Raw genomic sequence first — 15,426 nt, forward strand, 5'->3', positions numbered from 1 at the left:
ACTCATGGGCTACCAGCAAGGTTTGAGCGGCCTCGCCGCTTCGTCGAACGATCTCGACGTGATCGGCAACAACATCGCCAACGCCAATACCGTCGGCTTCAAGCAGAGCACGGCGCAGTTCGCGGACGTCTACGCGAACACCATCGCGACCTCGGTCAACACGCAGATCGGTCTGGGCGCGGCGCTCTCCGAAGTGCAGCAGAACTTCTCGCAGGGCACGATCACGACGACCGGCCAGGCGCTCGACGTCGCCATCAACGGCAACGGCTTCTTCCAGATGTCGAACAACGGCACCGTCACGTACTCGCGTAACGGCGTGTTCCAGCTCAACAAGAGCGGCTACATCACCGACGCGGCCGGCAACGACCTGATGGGCTACGCCGCCGACAGCACCGGCGTCGTGAACACCGCGCAAACGGTGCCGATCCAGGTGCCGACGACCAACATCGCGCCGGTCACGACCAGCAACATCACGGCGCAGGTCAACCTGAACGCGCAATCGACCACGCCGACCGCGACGCCGTTCTCGGAAACCGACTCGAACACGTACAACTACTCGACCTCGGTCACGGCGTACGACTCGCTCGGCGGCAAGCAGCAGGTCAACATGTACTTCGTGAAGGACGCGACGAGCGGCCAGTGGGACGTCTACGCGGGCACCACGGGCAACGCCACGGAAATCGGCACGATGACCTACGACTCGTCGGGCAACCTGACGGGCACGACCGACGCCGCGGGCGTCGCGACCACGCTGGGCCAGCTCTCGCTCACGATCAACCCGACCGACGGCTCGGCGACCAACCAGAAGATCACGCTCGACGTCACCGGCTCGACGCAGTACGGCAGCGCCAACGGCGTGAACAACCTGGACCAGGACGGTTACCCGAGCGGCACGCTGTCGAACTTCTCGATCGGCGCCGACGGCACCATCACGGGCAACTACTCGAACGGCCAGACGATGACGCTCGGCCAGATCGTGCTCGCCAACTTCAACAACCCGAACGGCCTGCAGAACCTCGGCGGCAACCAGTTCGCCGCGACCTCGGCGTCGGGCGTCGCGCAGGTTTCCGTGCCGGGCAGCACGAACCACGGCACGCTCACGGGCGGCGCGGTGGAGTCGTCGAACGTCGACCTGACGAACCAGCTCGTCGACCTGATCACGGCGCAGCGCAACTATCAGGCGAACGCACAGACCATCAAGACGCAGCAGACCGTCGACCAGACGCTGCTGCAGATGTAAGCGCGCCACGCCATTAACGCACCGGGCACATCATGGACCGACTGATCTATACCGCGATGACGGGCGCGAGCCAGGCGCTCGAGCAGCAAGCCGTCGTCGCGAACAACCTGGCGAACGTCTCGACCACGGGCTTTCGCGCGCAGCTCGCGAATTTCCGCTCCGTGCCGATGTCGTTCGGCGACGGCTCGACCGTCAACGACTCGACCACGCGCACCTTCGTGCTCTCGGCGACGCCTGGCTCCGACATGACGCCCGGTGCAATCTCGCGCACCGGCAATCCGCTCGATATCGCGGTGCAGGGCAACGGCTTCATCGCCGTGCAGACCGCCGACGGCAATGAGGCGTACACGCGAGCCGGCAACCTGCACGTCGACGAAAACGGCCAGCTCGTCACGGCCAACAACCTGCAGGTGATCGGCGGCGGCGGCCCGATCGCGGTGCCGCCCGGTTCGGCGGTCACGATCGGCTCGGACGGCACGGTATCGGCAATCGCCCCGGGCAGCCCGGCGAGCGCCATCGCCATGATCGACCAGATCAAGTTCGTGAACCCGCCCGCCGGCGCGCTCACGCGCGGCGACGACGGCCTGTTTCACACCGGCGACGGCAATCCGGCCGACGCGGACCAGTCGGTCCAGGTCGCGACGGAATCGCTCGAAGGCAGCAACGTCAATCCGGTGGCCGCGATGGTCTCGATGATCACCAACGCCCGGCAGTTCCAGATGCAGACGAAGCTCTTGCAGAACGCCGACCAGAACGAGCAGTCGGCGAACCAGCTGCTCAACTTCAGCTAAGACATTTAAAGGCCGCAGGCTCTACCGCAGACGCCGCGCCGGGAGAAATACACCGTGAACCGATCGCTCTACATCGCCGCCACCGGCATGAACGCCCAGCAGGCGCAGATGGACGTGATCTCGAATAACCTCGCGAACGTGAGCACCAATGGCTTCAAGGGCTCGCGCGCGGTGTTCGAGGACCTCATGTACCAGACGCTGCGTCAACCGGGCGCGAACTCCACGCAGACCACCGAACTGCCCTCGGGCAGCCAGGTCGGCACCGGCGTGCAGCAGGTCGCGACCGAGCGCCTCTACACGCAGGGCAACCTGCAGCAGACCGGCAATTCGAAGGACGTGGCGATCAACGGCGCGGGCTTCTTCCAGGTGCAGATGCCCGACGGCACGACGCAGTACACGCGCGACGGTTCGTTCCAGACCAACTCGCAGGGCCAGCTCGTGACGTCGAGCGGCTACCAGGTGATCCCGGCGATCACGGTGCCGGCCAACGCCACCTCGCTGACCATCGGCAGCGACGGCGTGGTGACGATCACGACGCCGGGCTCGGCGAACGCGACGACCATCGGCTCGCTGCAACTCGCCATGTTCATCAACCCGACCGGCCTGCAGTCGAACGGCCAGAATCTCGCGTCGGAAACGGCTTCGTCGGGCGCGCCCACGGTCACCACGCCGGGCCTGAACGGCTCGGGCTCGCTCAATCAGGGCTACGTGGAATCGTCGAACGTGAACGTGGTGCAGGAACTCGTGAACATGATCGAGACGCAGCGCGCATACGAAATCAACAGCAAGGCGGTCACGACGTCCGACCAGATGCTGCAGACGCTGAGCCAGATGCAGGTCTGATGACCGCGGCACAGCGTTCAGGAAACCGGTAGCAACAGTAATTCGGAATCGAAGTGGTGAGGAGCATGGGCCAGTCCGTTCAATTCAACTCTCGCGCCTGCGCGCGGCGTCAGGCGATGCGTGTCGCCGTGGCGGCGGCCGCGCTCGCTGCGCTGGCGGGCTGCGCCTATATCCCCAACCGGCAGCCGATCGTGCAGCAGCCGATGACGGCATTGCCGCCGGCGCCGCCCGTCAACAGCTCGCCGGGCTCGATCTACAACCCGGGCTACGTGGGCCGTCCGTTGTTCGAGGATCAGCGTCCGCGCAACACCGGCGACATCCTCACCATCGTCATTTCCGAAAACATCAACGCGACGAAGTCCTCGGGCGCCAACACCAAGCGCGGCGGCAGCACGGCCTTCAACGTGCCGACCGCGGGCTTCGCGCCGGGCTTCTTCTCGCGCGCGAACCTCTCGGCCACGGGCGCGAACCAGTTCGACGCGACGGGCGGCGCGAACGCGTCCAACACGTTCACGGGCGTGATCACCGTGACGGTGACGAACGTGCTGCCAAACGGCAACCTGGTGGTGTCGGGCGAAAAGCAGATGCTCATCAACCAGGGCAACGAGTACGTGCGCTTCTCGGGCGTCGTGAATCCGAACACTGTTGCCGGAGACAACTCCGTGCTCTCGACCGACGTCGCCGACGCGAAGATCGAATACTCCGCGAAGGGCGTGATCGACGAAGCCGAGACGATGGGCTGGCTGCAACGCTTTTTCCTGAATCTCGCACCATGGTGAAGATCCGTTTCCAGCGCACGCGCCGCTCGCGCGTGAAAGACCTGCTCGCCGCCTTCGGCGTCGCGGCCGGTTTCGTGTTCGCGTGCGGTGCGCTGCTCGCGTACGCCACGCCCGCGCGCGCCGAACGCGTGAAGGACCTCGTGACCTTCGCCGGCGTGCGCGACAACCCGCTGATCGGCTATGGCCTCGTGGTGGGTCTCGACGGCACGGGCGACCAGACGACGCAGGCGCCGTTCACGACGCAGACGCTCGCGAACATGCTCGCGAACCTCGGCATCTCGATCAACAACACGTCGAGTTCGTCGGGCTCCTCGCAGACGCTGAACAACATGCAGCTCAAGAACGTCGCGGCGGTGATCGTCACGGCGACGCTGCCGCCGTTCGCGCGTCCCGGCGAGCAGATCGACGTGACGGTGTCGTCGCTCGCGAACGCCAAGAGCATTCGCGGCGGCACGCTGCTGCTCACGCCGCTCAAGGGCGCGGACGGCCAGGTCTACGCGCTCGCGCAGGGCAACGTGGCGGTGGGCGGCGCGGGCGCGTCGGCCAACGGCAGCCGCGTGCAGGTGAACCAGCTCGCGGCCGGCCGCATCTCGGCGGGCGCGACGGTCGAGCGCGCCGTGCCCTCGCCGGTCGCGCAGCAGGGCGGCATCCTGCAGATGGAAGTCAACGACATGGACTACGACACGACGCAGCGCATCGTGGCGGCCGTCAACAACCTGTTCGGCGACGGCACGGCGGCGGCCGTCGACGGCCGCACGATCCAGGTGCGCGGCCCGAGCGATCCGGCCTCGCAGGTGGGTTTCATCGCGCAGATCCAGAATCTCGATGTGCGCCCCGCGCAACCGGCGGCGAAGGTGATTCTCAACGCGCGGACCGGCTCGATCGTGATGAACCAGATGGTCACGCTCGAAAGCTGCGCGGTCGCGCACGGCAATCTCTCGGTGGTCGTCAACACGCAGACGGCCGTGAGCCAGCCGGGTGCGCTCTCGAACGGGCAGACCGTAGCGGCGCGGCAGTCGCAGATCCAGCTCAAGCAGGATAATGGCTCGCTCAAACTGGTCACGGCGGGCGCGAATCTCGCGGAAGTCGTGAAGGCGCTCAACGCGCTTGGCGCAACGCCGGCGGATCTGATGTCGATCCTCCAGGCGATGAAGGCGGCGGGCGCTTTGCGTGCCGACCTCGAAATTATCTAAGGACGTGAAGAATGGATAACTCGAATATCGGCGGCAGCAGCGGTAACAGCGGCCTCGACCTGACCAATCGCTTCGCGCTGGACGTGCAGGGCTTCGACGCCATGCGCGCCGCCGCCAACGCCTCGCCGCAGCAGGGCGTGAAGGCCGCCGCGAAGCAGTTCGACGCCGTCTTCACGCAGATGATGCTCAAGAGCATGCGCGATGCGACGCCCGACGACGGTCCGCTCGACTCGAAGGACGGCGCGCAGTTCACCTCGATGATGGATCAGCAGCTCGCGCAGCAGATGTCGAACAAGGGCGTCGGCGTCGCGAACGCGATGATCAAGCAGCTCATGCGCAGCATGGGCGGCCAGGGCGGCATGGATGGCGCGAGCGGTTCGAGCGGCGCGGGCGGCATCGCCAGCGCGATGCAGGGCCTTTCGGGTTCGGGCGGCAGCGGCAGCGAAGGCAACCTCGCGATGCTCAACGCGCTCGGCCGCGCCTACGGCAACGCGGCCGCCAACGGCGCGCTCGGCAAGGGCCAGGGCTGGGACGCGAACAGCGCGCTCACGCCAGCCGTGCGCGGCAACGGCGACGACAAGGTCGACGCCTTCGTCAACAAGCTCGCCACCGGCGCGCAGCAGGCGAGCGCGACGACCGGCATTCCGGCGCGCTTCATCGTCGGCCAGGCGGCGCTGGAGTCGGGCTGGGGCAAGCGCGAGATCATGAAGGCGGACGGCAGCACGAGTCACAACGTGTTCGGCATCAAGGCGACCAAGGACTGGACCGGCAAGACCGTCACGACCATGACGACCGAATACGTGCACGGCAAGCCGCAGCGCGTGGCGGAGAAGTTCCGCGCCTACGACTCGTACGAAGAGGCGATGACCGACTACGCTAGCATGCTCAAGAACAATCCGCGCTACGCCTCGGTGATCAACGGCTCGCACAGCGCCGAGAGCTTCGCGCACGGCATGCAGCGCGCCGGTTATGCGACCGATCCGCACTACGCGAAGAAGCTGCTGTCGATCATGCAGCAGATGGTCTGATCGGCGGCAAACGGTCTGCCGATTTTCACGCGCGCGGGCGGCGTCACCGGCCCGCACTGTCTTGACCGGCCGCGTTTCCCGTGCGTTTCCCGTGCACTTCTCGCGGCCGTTTTCATCGGATTTCACGGTTTTTTCGCACATTCGTCCGGCTGCGATCGCATAACGCGCGTTAGCGTCATGCAAACGTTCCCTCGCCGACGATAACCGCACAATGCGCGCACGTTGAGCGACGATCCGCGCGCCAATTGCGCCGAACTGTGCGCCGCAACACAGTTTTTTTGTGGGCGCCCCCTAAATTTCCTCGTTCGTCTGCCGCTAATGCAGGCGAGATCGAAAAGATTCAGGGGCGGCAGAACCGCCCGGACGGCGCACGACGGGCTCCCCGACGCGCGCCGGCATCTCCACGAAATTCCGGCAGGCCGATGAATACCGTTCAGTCGAATCAACAGGAAGCCTCCGAGGGCGAAGTCACCGACTTTGGCCGGCGCAATCCGCTGGAAGTCGGGGTGCAGTTGCGCAACCTCGCCAACCGGGGCGATTTCCTCACCTTGCAATATCGCGGCGGCCAACTGGTCACGCGCATTCTCGACGTCGACACGCGCGAGCGTACCTTCACGTTCGACTGGGGCGCGTTGCCCGAGCAGAACGCCGAAGTGCTGGCGGCGCAGGAATGTCAGTTCCACGCTTCGCCCGACGGCGTGCGCGTGGAGTTTTCCACGGGCGCACCGCGCGAGACCACGTTCGAAGGGCGGCCGGCGTTCGTCGCCGGTTTCCCCGACGTGCTGTTCTACGTGCAGCGGCGCGAGTATTTCCGCGTCGATACGCCGGTGCTCGAGCCGTGCCTGTGCCGCGGCGCGCTGCCCGCGGACGGCCTGCGTTTCCAGTTCGAAGTGCACGATCTGTCGCTCGGCGGCATCGGTCTGCGCACGACCGATCCGCGCGCGGCCGAATTCGAAATGGGCTTGACGATCCGCGACGTGGAGCTCGATCTGCGCTCGCACGGCACGCTGCGCGTCGATCTGGCGCTGGCCGTGCTGCGCTTCATCGATCTGCCGAACGGCGACCGCCGCTATCACCTGGGCTTCCGCTTCGACGCGCTGCCCGGTGCGTCGGAAAACAGCCTGCAGCGCTATATCACGCAGCTCGAAATGAAGCGGCGCGCGTTCCAGCGCGCCTGATGCGTCCACGGCGCGCCGGAGCTTTCGCGCGCGCCGTGTCCGTCTCGCCGCAGCGTTGCGGCAGCCGTATCGGAATACACCGTTAAAACGGGCCGCGAACAGGCCTGAAAGCGCGCCTGAAAAGCGCCAGTGCAAGACGTGGCGAGCCACGGCAAGCCGCTTCGCGCCAGTCGTTTCGGACTGCCGGACGTTGTTGCGCGTTACCGCTTCTTGCATCACGTTGCCGCATGCCGCGATCGCCGCTGCGCATGCCTCGCGCATCGTCCTGCCCGCGCGCGTTTCGCCGCTATTCCGGGCAAACGTTTTCTGCACGAAATTCCCGATCCTTACGCTTAATTTTCGCCTCGCGCTGCCGTTATAAAAGGGGTTCACCCACGCGGCCCGAGCGATCAACGTCTCGACGGCCGTTCACGAGGATCATGCATGTCCAACATTTTCTCGATCGGCCTGAGCGGCTTGCAGGCGGCCCAGATCGGTATCGCCACTGCTGGCGAGAACATCAGCAATTCGTCTACCGCGGGTTACAACGTGGAAAACGCGGTGTTTACCGAGGCGAACGGGCAAAATTCGGGCAGCGGCTACATCGGCGCCGGCGTCAATACGGCCACGGTGCAGCGCGCCTATAGCCAGTACATCACGACGTCGCTGAACAACGCGCAGTCGACCAACAGCGCGCTGACGGCGTCGTACACGCTCGCGACCCAGCTCTCGAACCTCGTGGGCAGCCCGACGTCGGGCATCGCATCGTCGATCACGGGTTTCTTCTCGGGTCTGCAGGACGTGTCGAATTCGCCGGCCAGCACGGCGACGCGCCAGACCGCGCTGTCCGACGCGCAGTCGCTCGCCGACCAGATCAACGCGGCCGGCCAGCAGTACGACTCGCTGCGCCAGAGCGTGAACACGCAGCTTTCGAACGCCGTTTCGCAGATCAACACCTACACGCAGCAGATCGCGCAGCTCAACACGCAGATCGCCACGGCGAGCGCGTCGGGCCAGCAGCCGAACCAGCTCCTCGACCAGCGCGACCTCGCGGTGTCGAATCTGTCGCAGCTCGTGGGCGTGCAGGTCGTACAGAACAGCAGCGGCTACAGCCTGTTCCTCGGCAACGGCCAGCCGCTCGTGGTCAGCGGCCAGAACTACAACCTGACGACGCAGCCGTCGAGCACCAATCCGACCGAAATGACGGTGGCCTGGCAAGGTCTGCCGGGCTCGACCACCGCCGCGCAGCCGCTCACCAGCGCGGCGCTGCAAGGCGGCACGGTGGGCGGCCTTGTGTCGTTCGTGCAGGGCACGCTCGATCCGGCCGAAGCGCAGCTTGGCGCGATCGCGACCAGCTTCGCCGCGCAGGTCAACGCGCAGAACGCGCTGGGCCTCACGCAAGGCGGCACGGCGGGCGGCGACCTGTTCACGGTCGGCGCGCCGGTCGTCACGGGCAATCTGAACAACACGGGCAACGCCACGGTGGCGGCCTCGCTCACGAACGCCGTGAGCCCGCCGACCGACAACTTCGCGGTCTCGTATTCGAGCGGCACCTGGACGCTGACCGACACCACGACCAACACGGTCGTCGGTTCGTCGACCACGCAGCCGAGCACGACGAGCCCGCTCACGGGCGGCGGCCTGTCGGTCACAACCACGGGCACGATGGCCGACGGCGATTCGTTCTCGATCCAGCCGACGGCGGGCGCGCTCGACACCTTCTCGGTGGCGACGAGCGATCCCTCGGCGATCGCAGCGGCTTCGCCCGTGCTGGTGTCGGCGCCGACCACCAACACCGGCACGGCCGTGGTGACGCAGGGCGCGGTGACCTCGGGCTACACGATCGCCTCGACGCCGACCACGCTCACCTACGATTCGACGCTGGGCACGCTCTCGGGCTTCTCGCCGAACTCGACGGTCACCGTGACGGTGCCGGGCTCCAGCACGCCGACGACCTACACGATCGACGCGACCGGCACGACCACGATTCCGTACGACTCGACCACGGGCGCGACCATCGCGATCTCGTCGGCGACGACGGGCGACATGAACAATGTGAGCTTCACGCTCACCGGCGCACCCGCGAACGGCGACACCTTCACCATCGCGCAGAATTCCGGCGCGGCGCAGGACGGCCGCAACGCGCTGGCGATGGCGAACCTGACCTCGGGCACGGCGTTCAGCAATTCGCAGACGCTCACCAACGCGTACTCGAACTACGTGAACTCGATCGGCAATACGGCGAGCCAGTTGAAGGCGTCGAGCACCTCGCAGACCTCGCTCGTCACGCAGCTCACCTCGCAGCAGCAGTCGGTGCAGGGCGTGAACCTCGACGAAGAAGCGGCGAACCTGCTGCAGTACCAGCAGCTCTATCAGGCCAACAGCAAGGTGATCCAGACGGCGGCGTCGCTGTTCCAGACCCTGATCGGCATTTTCCAGTGAGGCGCTGAACCATGCGTATCGCGACTTCCCAGATCTACAGCTCCAGCGTGGCGACGATGGAGAACCAGCAGTCCCAGTTGCTCAACGTGCAGCAGCAGATTTCGACCGGCGTCGCCATTGCGAACCCGGCCGACAATCCGCTCGGCGCGGCGCAGGCCGTGCAGCTCTCGGCGACCGGCGCGACGCTCACGCAGTACGCGTCGAACCAGACCGCCGCGCTCTCGTCGCTGCAGCTCGAAGACTCCACGCTGTCGAGCGTGACGACCACGCTGCAAAGCATCAACCAGCAACTGCAGTCGGCGGTGAACGGCGGTCTCAACGACTCCGACCGCCAGGCGCTCGCGCAGCAGCTGCAAGGCGAACGCAACCAGTTGCTCACGCTCGCCAACACCACGGACGGTCAGGGCAACTACCTGTTCTCGGGCTTCCAGAGCACCACGGCCGTGTTCGCGAACAAGAGCGGCGGCGGCGTGGTCTACAACGGCGACAGCGGCCAGCGCACGATCCAGGTGGCCGGTTCGCGCACGATCGCGATCAGCGACACAGGCTCGTCGGTGTTCCAGAGCGTGTCGGCGGTCGGATCGTCGGCCGTGCCGCGCGGCAACCCGGCGAACACCGGCACGGGCGTGATCGGCGGCGTGACGGTGACGGACACCACGCAGGCGACCAACAACCACGATCTGTCGATCGAGTTCAGCGACGCGAGCGGCTCGCTCACCTATTCGGTGCTCGACAATTCGACGTCGCCCGCCACGACGCTGTCGTCGAATCAGGCTTACACGGACGGCCAGGCGATCAGCCTCGGCACCGGCATGAACGTGACGATCACGGGCACGCCCGCGAGCGGCGACAACTTCTCGATCACGCCCGCCACGGACTCGCAGAACAGCGACATGTTCGCGAGCATCGACGCCGCCATCGCCGCGCTGCAAACGCCGGTCACGGGCGACCTCGCCGCGAAGGCCACGCTCACGAATGCGCTGACGACCGCGCTGACCTCGGTCGGCAACTCGCTGTCGAACGTCATCACGACGCAGGCATCGGTCGGCGGCCGCGAGCAGGAAGTGAAGGCGCTGCAGGCCGTCACGTCGACGAACTCGCTGCAAACGACGTCGAACCTCAGCGACCTGACGAGCACCGACATGACCGCGGCGATCTCGCAGTACGAGCAGATCTCGAACGCGCTGTCGGCTTCGCAGAAGAGCTTCGCGGCCACGCAGAATCTCTCGCTGTTCCAGTACATCAACCCGTAACACCTTCGGGTTGTTCGATGCAAAAAAACGGCGGTGCGCGAGAAGCGCACCGCCGTTTTTTCATGCCCGATATCAGCGGAAAAGCGCCGCGACGAAAACTACGGCACCGGCTTGAGCGCGGCCGCCACGCGGCCCATCTGCTCCAGCCCGCCGTCGATCAGGCGCGCGAAATAAGGAATCATGTTCGGCGTCATCGCCATGATCAGCAGCATGCCGACGAGCATGGTGATCGCGAAGCCGATCTGGAAGATACCGATCTGCGGCGCGGCGCGGTTGAGAATGCCGAGCGACAGATTGGTGATGAGCAGCGCCACCACCACGGGCAGCGAGAGCAGCAGGCCCGCGTTGAACACCGTCGCGCCCCAGTTCGCGAGCAGCCGGTAGCCGTTTGCGGAAAGCACGTTGGCCGAGATCGGCACGCTGGTGAAGGTCTGCATGAGCGCGGCGATCATCTGCAGATGGCCGTCGAAGGCGAGAAACGCGAGCATCGCCATCATGTTGAGCCACGACGACAGCGCGGGCGTGCTGCTGTTGGCCTGCGGATCGAAGAACGAGGCGAAGCCGAGGCCCATGCCGAGACCCATCAGGTCGCCGGCAGCCGTCACGACGGCGAACACCATCTGCATGACGAAGCCGAGCGCGATGCCGATCATGAACTGATTGACGAGAATCCACACGCCTTCGGCCGAAAACACCGTGGTCTGCGGCATCGCGCCGAGCGTGGGCGCGACGATCAGCGTGATGAACGCGCCGAGGCCGATCTTCACGCGCATCGGCACCGAGCGGTGGCCGACGATCGGCGCGACCGCGATCAGCGCGAGAATGCGCGTGAACGGCCAGAGAAACGCGGTGAGCCAGCCATTGAGCTGCGCGTAGGTGACGGTGAACATCGTGAGGAATGCGCGGCGGCGCCCGGCTGGGCGCGCCTCAGCCCGCGAGCGACGGAATGCTCGTGAACATCTGATGCATGTAGTCGAGCATGGTGGTCAGCATCCACGGACCGGCGATCACCAGCGTGACCGCGATCGCGATGAGCTTCGGAATGAACGAGAGCGTGCTTTCGTTGATCTGCGTGGCGGCCTGGAACAGGCTCACGATGAGACCCACGGCGAGCGAGACGAGCAAGAGCGGCGCGGCCAGCAGCAGGGCGACGTACATCGCCTGATGCGAGAGCGTCATGACCATTTCGGGCGTCATCGTGGGGTCCTCAGGTGAAGCTCTGCGCGAGCGAGCCGATCAACAGTTGCCAGCCGTCCACGAGCACGAACAGCATGAGCTTGAAGGGCAGCGAGATCGTCGCGGGCGAGACCATCATCATACCCATCGACATCAGCACGCTCGCCACCACCATGTCGATGATGAGGAACGGAATGAAGACCGTGAAGCCGATCTGGAAGCCGGTTTTCAGCTCGCTTGTGACGAATGCGGGCACCAGCAGCGTGAGCGGCACGTCTTCGGGGCCCTGCATGGGCGGCGCGTGCGAGATGCGCGCGAACAGCGCGAGATCGGTCTCGCGGGTCTGGCGCAGCATGAAGGTCTTGAACGGCGCGACGCCGCGCGAGACCGCTTCCTCCATCGGCAGCGTGCCGGCGGAGAAGGGCTTGTAGCCGTCGTTGTACGCCTTGTCGATCACGGGCGACATCACGAACAGCGTGAGAAACAGCGCGAGTCCCACCAGCACCTGGTTGGGCGGCGTGGTGGTCGTGCCGAGCGCCTGACGCAGCAGCGAGAGCACGATGATGATGCGCGTGAAGCTCGTCATCATCAGCACCATCGCGGGCAGGAACGTCAGCATCGTGAGCAGCAGCATCGTCTGCACGCTCAGCGAATAGGTCGTTCCGCCGGCGGGGCCGGGGCTCGTGGTGAAGGCCGGCAGGCCTTGCGGGCCGGTGGCGGCCTGCGCGTGCGCCAGATGCGGCAGCAGCAGCGCCAGGGCGCCCGCGCCGAAGGCGAGCGCGACGGGCAGCGCCGCGCGCGAGAATTTCACCGAAGTCGGGAGGGAAGACGCGCTTGCGCGGCTTGCGTCGCCCGCGTGCGCGTCGTGAAGGGAACTGCCGTGCATTTACTGCGCTCCGCCGTCGTGACGCTTGAAACGTTTGCCGGCTTCGTGTTTCAGCGCGTCACGAAAGCGCTGTCCGAAGCTGCCTTGCAGGGCGGGGTCGCCGCTCGCCGTCACACCGGCCGCATTGGCCACGCCGGCGGCGGGCAGTTCGCCCGCGGGCATCGTGTGCAGCAGGCGCACGCTGCCGGGCGCCGCGCCGAGCACGAGCCAGGTATCGCCGATCTCGACGACCGCCACGCGCTCCTTGCCGCCGAGCGAAGCGCCGCCCACGGTCTTGACGAGCGCATTTTTCGGGCCGTGCTGCAGACCGAGACGCCGCGCGAGCCACGCGCAGCCGAACACCACCGCGATCACCAGCGCGAGCCCGAACACCGTTTGCAGCACCGCGCCGAAACCGAGCGCCGGCACCGCGCTGCCCGCCACGACCGCCGACGCGTTCGAAGCGGACTGCGCCGCCTTGTTCACGGCCTGCAGGTCGGCGGCGTTCGCCGCGACTGCCGCGCCCGCTGCGCCCGACAGGGCCAGCGCGAGCGCGAACTGGAGCGTCTGGCGCGCGTGAGTGACGAGCGCGACGTGAGCGAAACGCGTGACGGGCCCGGCTGCGCGAGTCATCGATTCAGCTTCCGGATCCGTTCGGACGGCGTGATGATGTCGGTCAGACGGATACCGAACTTGTCGTTCACGACCACCACTTCGCCCTGGGCGATCAGGCAGCCGTTCACGAGCACGTCCATCGGCTCGCCGGCGAGGCCGTCGAGCTCCACCACCGAACCTTGCGCGAGTTGCAGCAGGTTGCGGATGGCGATCTTGGTGCGGCCGAGTTCGACGGTCATCTGGACGGGAATGTCCAGAATCATGTCGATGTCGTTGCGCGTCGAGTTCTGGTCGACCTTCGAGAGCGGCTGGAACACGGCAGCGGGTGCCGCAGCGGGCGCGTCGTTGCTGTTCTGCTCGGCCATCGCCGCTGCCCAGTCGTCCAGCGACGCCTCATCGGCGCCCGAACCCGGCACCTCGGCCGCGGCTTCCTGACCCGCTTCGAGCACGGGCTCTTCGCCTTGCGGGCTGTTCACGTCACTCATATCCACCTTCCTTCATCGTGTCGGCTGCGCTGATCATCTTCTGGACCCGCAACGCGTATTGACCATTGAAAATTCCGTAGCCGCATTCCATCACCGGCACGCCGTCGACCTTCGCGACGATGTGCTCGGGAATGTTGACCGGCAGGACGTCGCCCTTCTTCATGTTCAGGATCTGCTCGAACGTGATGGGCACCTGCGCGAGATCTGCGGTGAGCTCCACTTCGGCGGCCTGCACCTGCTGGGACAGCACGCGCACCCAGCGGCGGTCCACGTCGAGCACTTCGCCCTGCAGCGGCGAGGCGAGCACGTCGCGGATCGGCTCGATCATCGAGTACGGCATGCAGATGTGCAGCGTGCCGCCCGTCGGGCCGAATTCGATCGAGAACTGCGTGACGATCACGATCTCGTTGGGCGTCGCGACGTTGGCGAACTGCGTGTGCATTTCCGAGCGCACGTATTCGAACGTCAGCGGGCGCACGCTCTTCCATGCCGTCGTGTAGTGCTCGAAGACGAGGTTCAGCAGGCGCGCGATGATGCGCTGCTCGGTCTGCGTGAAGTCGCGCCCTTCCACACGCGTGTGGAAGCGGCCGTCGCCGCCGAACAGGTTGTCGACCACGAAGAACACGAGGTTCGGATCGAACACGAACAGCGAGGTGCCGCGCAGCGGCTTCACGTGGACGAGGTTCAGATTCGTCGGAATCGGCAGGTTGCGCGTGAATTCGCTGTACTTCTGCACGCGCACGGGACCGACCGAAATTTCGGCCGTGCGGCGCATGAAGTTGAAAATGCCCACGCGCAACAGACGCGCAAAACGCTCGTTGATGATTTCGAGGCCGGGCATCCGGCCGCGCACGATGCGTTCCTGCGTCGCGATGTTGTAGGGCCGCACGCCCTGCTTTTCGGACGAGCTGGAGTCGCTGTCGACTTCGCCGGTGACGCCCTTGAGGAGGGCATCGACCTCCTCCTGCGACATGAACTCGTCGTGACCACCCATGCTCATGATGCGAGGCTCCCGGATATCTTCGCGCTGTGCATGGCGTTACTGCACGACGAATTCGGTGAACAGCACGTCTTCGACCTTGGCGGGCTGGCCGCGCGGGTCGGAGGGCTGCGAGATCAGCGCGGCCAGCTCGGTGGCGAGCGCGCGCTTGCCGTCGAGCGGCGCGAGATCGGACGGATGCTTGTTCGAGAGCGCCAGCAGCACGCGGCTGCGGATCTCCGGCATGTGCGCGACGAGCGCGTCCTGGGTCGCCTGGCTGTCGAGCTTGAGCGTGAGGCCGATGCGCAGATAGTGCGTGTCGCCGTCGTCGGACTGCAGGTTCACCGTCATCGGTTCGAGCGCGTAGTAGACCGGCACGGGCGGCGGCGGCGGTGCGCTCGCCGTGGCGGCGGCCGGATGACGCGACATGAAGAACCACACGCCCGCGCCGGCGGCGCCCGCGGCAAGGATCGCGATGATCACGATGAGAAGGATCCGCTTGAGCGGTCCGGGTTTCGCGCCCTGGGGCGCAGCTTGATCTTTTGCGGTCGTGGTCGCCATGTCGGTCGTAAGCCTGGGT

The 15,426-nt window shown here is 66.1% G+C and carries 16 protein-coding genes; 9 read left to right on the top strand and 7 right to left on the bottom strand.

Features of this window, described 5'->3' with window-relative positions; all coding sequences use genetic code 11:
* The first annotated feature begins 4 nt into the window (after positions 1-4).
* From flgE to flgL, 9 genes are all read left to right on the top strand, one after another.
* Positions 5-1,240: a flagellar hook protein FlgE gene (gene flgE, locus SB764_RS31945; protein ID WP_065065617.1), complete on the top strand. Its 1,236-nt coding sequence runs from the start codon at positions 5-7 to the stop codon at positions 1,238-1,240.
* 32 nt (positions 1,241-1,272) lie between these two features.
* Positions 1,273-2,031, top strand: a complete 759-nt coding sequence (gene flgF / locus SB764_RS31950) for a flagellar basal-body rod protein FlgF (RefSeq protein WP_065065618.1) — start codon at positions 1,273-1,275, stop codon at positions 2,029-2,031.
* A gap of 54 nt (positions 2,032-2,085) precedes the next feature.
* On the top strand, positions 2,086-2,874 hold the full coding sequence (gene flgG / locus SB764_RS31955; RefSeq protein WP_065065619.1) for a flagellar basal-body rod protein FlgG: 789 nt from the start codon (positions 2,086-2,088) through the stop codon (positions 2,872-2,874).
* Between the two features lie 65 nt (positions 2,875-2,939).
* Positions 2,940-3,653 (top strand): flagellar basal body L-ring protein FlgH, encoded by a 714-nt coding sequence (gene flgH / locus SB764_RS31960; RefSeq protein ID WP_080180613.1) that lies wholly within the window; start codon positions 2,940-2,942, stop codon positions 3,651-3,653.
* Positions 3,647-4,846 carry a flagellar basal body P-ring protein FlgI gene (locus tag SB764_RS31965; RefSeq protein WP_065065620.1) on the top strand — a complete coding sequence of 400 codons (1,200 nt, stop codon included), beginning with the start codon at positions 3,647-3,649 and terminating at the stop codon, positions 4,844-4,846. Before flgH ends, SB764_RS31965 begins: the two co-directional genes overlap by 7 nt.
* Positions 4,847-4,857: 11 nt before the next feature.
* On the top strand, positions 4,858-5,874 hold the full coding sequence (gene flgJ / locus SB764_RS31970; protein WP_065065621.1) for a flagellar assembly peptidoglycan hydrolase FlgJ: 1,017 nt from the start codon (positions 4,858-4,860) through the stop codon (positions 5,872-5,874).
* A 422-nt stretch (positions 5,875-6,296) separates the two neighbouring features.
* Entirely contained in the window at positions 6,297-7,052 is a 756-nt protein-coding gene (locus SB764_RS31975) for a flagellar brake protein (protein WP_065065622.1), read from the top strand.
* 423 nt (positions 7,053-7,475) lie between these two features.
* Entirely contained in the window at positions 7,476-9,473 is a 1,998-nt protein-coding gene (flgK, locus tag SB764_RS31980; protein ID WP_074982798.1) for a flagellar hook-associated protein FlgK, read from the top strand.
* 11 nt (positions 9,474-9,484) lie between these two features.
* A complete protein-coding gene (gene flgL / locus SB764_RS31985; RefSeq protein WP_065065625.1) occupies positions 9,485-10,726 on the top strand; it encodes a flagellar hook-associated protein FlgL in 1,242 nt (413 codons plus the stop codon).
* Between the two features lie 98 nt (positions 10,727-10,824).
* Here the strand turns inward: flgL and fliR are convergent, their stop codons facing one another.
* Genes fliR through fliL form a run of 7 tightly spaced genes read right to left on the bottom strand, consistent with a single transcriptional unit; the run spans position 10,825 to position 15,407 of the window.
* Positions 10,825-11,616: a flagellar biosynthetic protein FliR gene (gene fliR, locus SB764_RS31990; protein ID WP_065065626.1), complete on the bottom strand. Its 792-nt coding sequence runs from the start codon at positions 11,614-11,616 to the stop codon at positions 10,825-10,827.
* A 37-nt stretch (positions 11,617-11,653) separates the two neighbouring features.
* Positions 11,654-11,923: a flagellar biosynthesis protein FliQ gene (fliQ, locus tag SB764_RS31995; protein WP_065065627.1), complete on the bottom strand. Its 270-nt coding sequence runs from the start codon at positions 11,921-11,923 to the stop codon at positions 11,654-11,656.
* 10 nt (positions 11,924-11,933) lie between these two features.
* Positions 11,934-12,788, bottom strand: a complete 855-nt coding sequence (fliP, locus tag SB764_RS32000) for a flagellar type III secretion system pore protein FliP (protein ID WP_065065628.1) — start codon at positions 12,786-12,788, stop codon at positions 11,934-11,936.
* The gene (gene fliO / locus SB764_RS32005) at positions 12,789-13,400 is read right to left on the bottom strand and encodes a flagellar biosynthetic protein FliO (protein ID WP_080180614.1); all 612 of its coding nucleotides are present in this window, start codon (positions 13,398-13,400) and stop codon (positions 12,789-12,791) included. It abuts the gene before it with no gap.
* The gene (gene fliN / locus SB764_RS32010) at positions 13,397-13,867 is read right to left on the bottom strand and encodes a flagellar motor switch protein FliN (protein WP_065065629.1); all 471 of its coding nucleotides are present in this window, start codon (positions 13,865-13,867) and stop codon (positions 13,397-13,399) included. The genes fliO and fliN overlap by 4 nt, the downstream gene beginning before the upstream one ends.
* Positions 13,860-14,861 carry a flagellar motor switch protein FliM gene (gene fliM, locus SB764_RS32015; protein ID WP_065065630.1) on the bottom strand — a complete coding sequence of 334 codons (1,002 nt, stop codon included), beginning with the start codon at positions 14,859-14,861 and terminating at the stop codon, positions 13,860-13,862. Before fliM ends, fliN begins: the two co-directional genes overlap by 8 nt.
* Before the next feature lie 45 nt (positions 14,862-14,906).
* Entirely contained in the window at positions 14,907-15,407 is a 501-nt protein-coding gene (gene fliL / locus SB764_RS32020) for a flagellar basal body-associated protein FliL (protein WP_065065631.1), read from the bottom strand.
* Positions 15,408-15,426: the final 19 nt, after the last annotated feature.

Source organism: Paraburkholderia sp. SIMBA_027 (assembly GCF_046535315.1).
In the GTDB taxonomy this organism is placed as follows: domain Bacteria; phylum Pseudomonadota; class Gammaproteobacteria; order Burkholderiales; family Burkholderiaceae; genus Paraburkholderia; species Paraburkholderia tropica.

What these genes read in the sequence shown, in the direction of transcription:
- flgK (WP_074982798.1), top strand. Translation starts at nt 7,476, where the DNA reads ATGTCCAACATTTTCTCGATCGGCCTGAGCGGCTTGCAGGCGGCCCAG.
- fliN (WP_065065629.1), bottom strand. Translation starts at nt 13,867, where the DNA reads ATGAGTGACGTGAACAGCCCGCAAGGCGAAGAGCCCGTGCTCGAAGCG.
- fliP (WP_065065628.1), bottom strand. Translation starts at nt 12,788, where the DNA reads ATGCACGGCAGTTCCCTTCACGACGCGCACGCGGGCGACGCAAGCCGC.
- SB764_RS31965 (WP_065065620.1), top strand. Translation starts at nt 3,647, where the DNA reads ATGGTGAAGATCCGTTTCCAGCGCACGCGCCGCTCGCGCGTGAAAGAC.
- flgF (WP_065065618.1), top strand. Translation starts at nt 1,273, where the DNA reads ATGGACCGACTGATCTATACCGCGATGACGGGCGCGAGCCAGGCGCTC.
- fliO (WP_080180614.1), bottom strand. Translation starts at nt 13,400, where the DNA reads ATGACTCGCGCAGCCGGGCCCGTCACGCGTTTCGCTCACGTCGCGCTC.
- fliL (WP_065065631.1), bottom strand. Translation starts at nt 15,407, where the DNA reads ATGGCGACCACGACCGCAAAAGATCAAGCTGCGCCCCAGGGCGCGAAA.
- SB764_RS31975 (WP_065065622.1), top strand. Translation starts at nt 6,297, where the DNA reads ATGAATACCGTTCAGTCGAATCAACAGGAAGCCTCCGAGGGCGAAGTC.
- flgE (WP_065065617.1), top strand. Translation starts at nt 5, where the DNA reads ATGGGCTACCAGCAAGGTTTGAGCGGCCTCGCCGCTTCGTCGAACGAT.
- fliM (WP_065065630.1), bottom strand. Translation starts at nt 14,861, where the DNA reads ATGGGTGGTCACGACGAGTTCATGTCGCAGGAGGAGGTCGATGCCCTC.
- fliR (WP_065065626.1), bottom strand. Translation starts at nt 11,616, where the DNA reads ATGTTCACCGTCACCTACGCGCAGCTCAATGGCTGGCTCACCGCGTTT.
- flgH (WP_080180613.1), top strand. Translation starts at nt 2,940, where the DNA reads ATGGGCCAGTCCGTTCAATTCAACTCTCGCGCCTGCGCGCGGCGTCAG.
- flgL (WP_065065625.1), top strand. Translation starts at nt 9,485, where the DNA reads ATGCGTATCGCGACTTCCCAGATCTACAGCTCCAGCGTGGCGACGATG.
- fliQ (WP_065065627.1), bottom strand. Translation starts at nt 11,923, where the DNA reads ATGACGCCCGAAATGGTCATGACGCTCTCGCATCAGGCGATGTACGTC.
- flgJ (WP_065065621.1), top strand. Translation starts at nt 4,858, where the DNA reads ATGGATAACTCGAATATCGGCGGCAGCAGCGGTAACAGCGGCCTCGAC.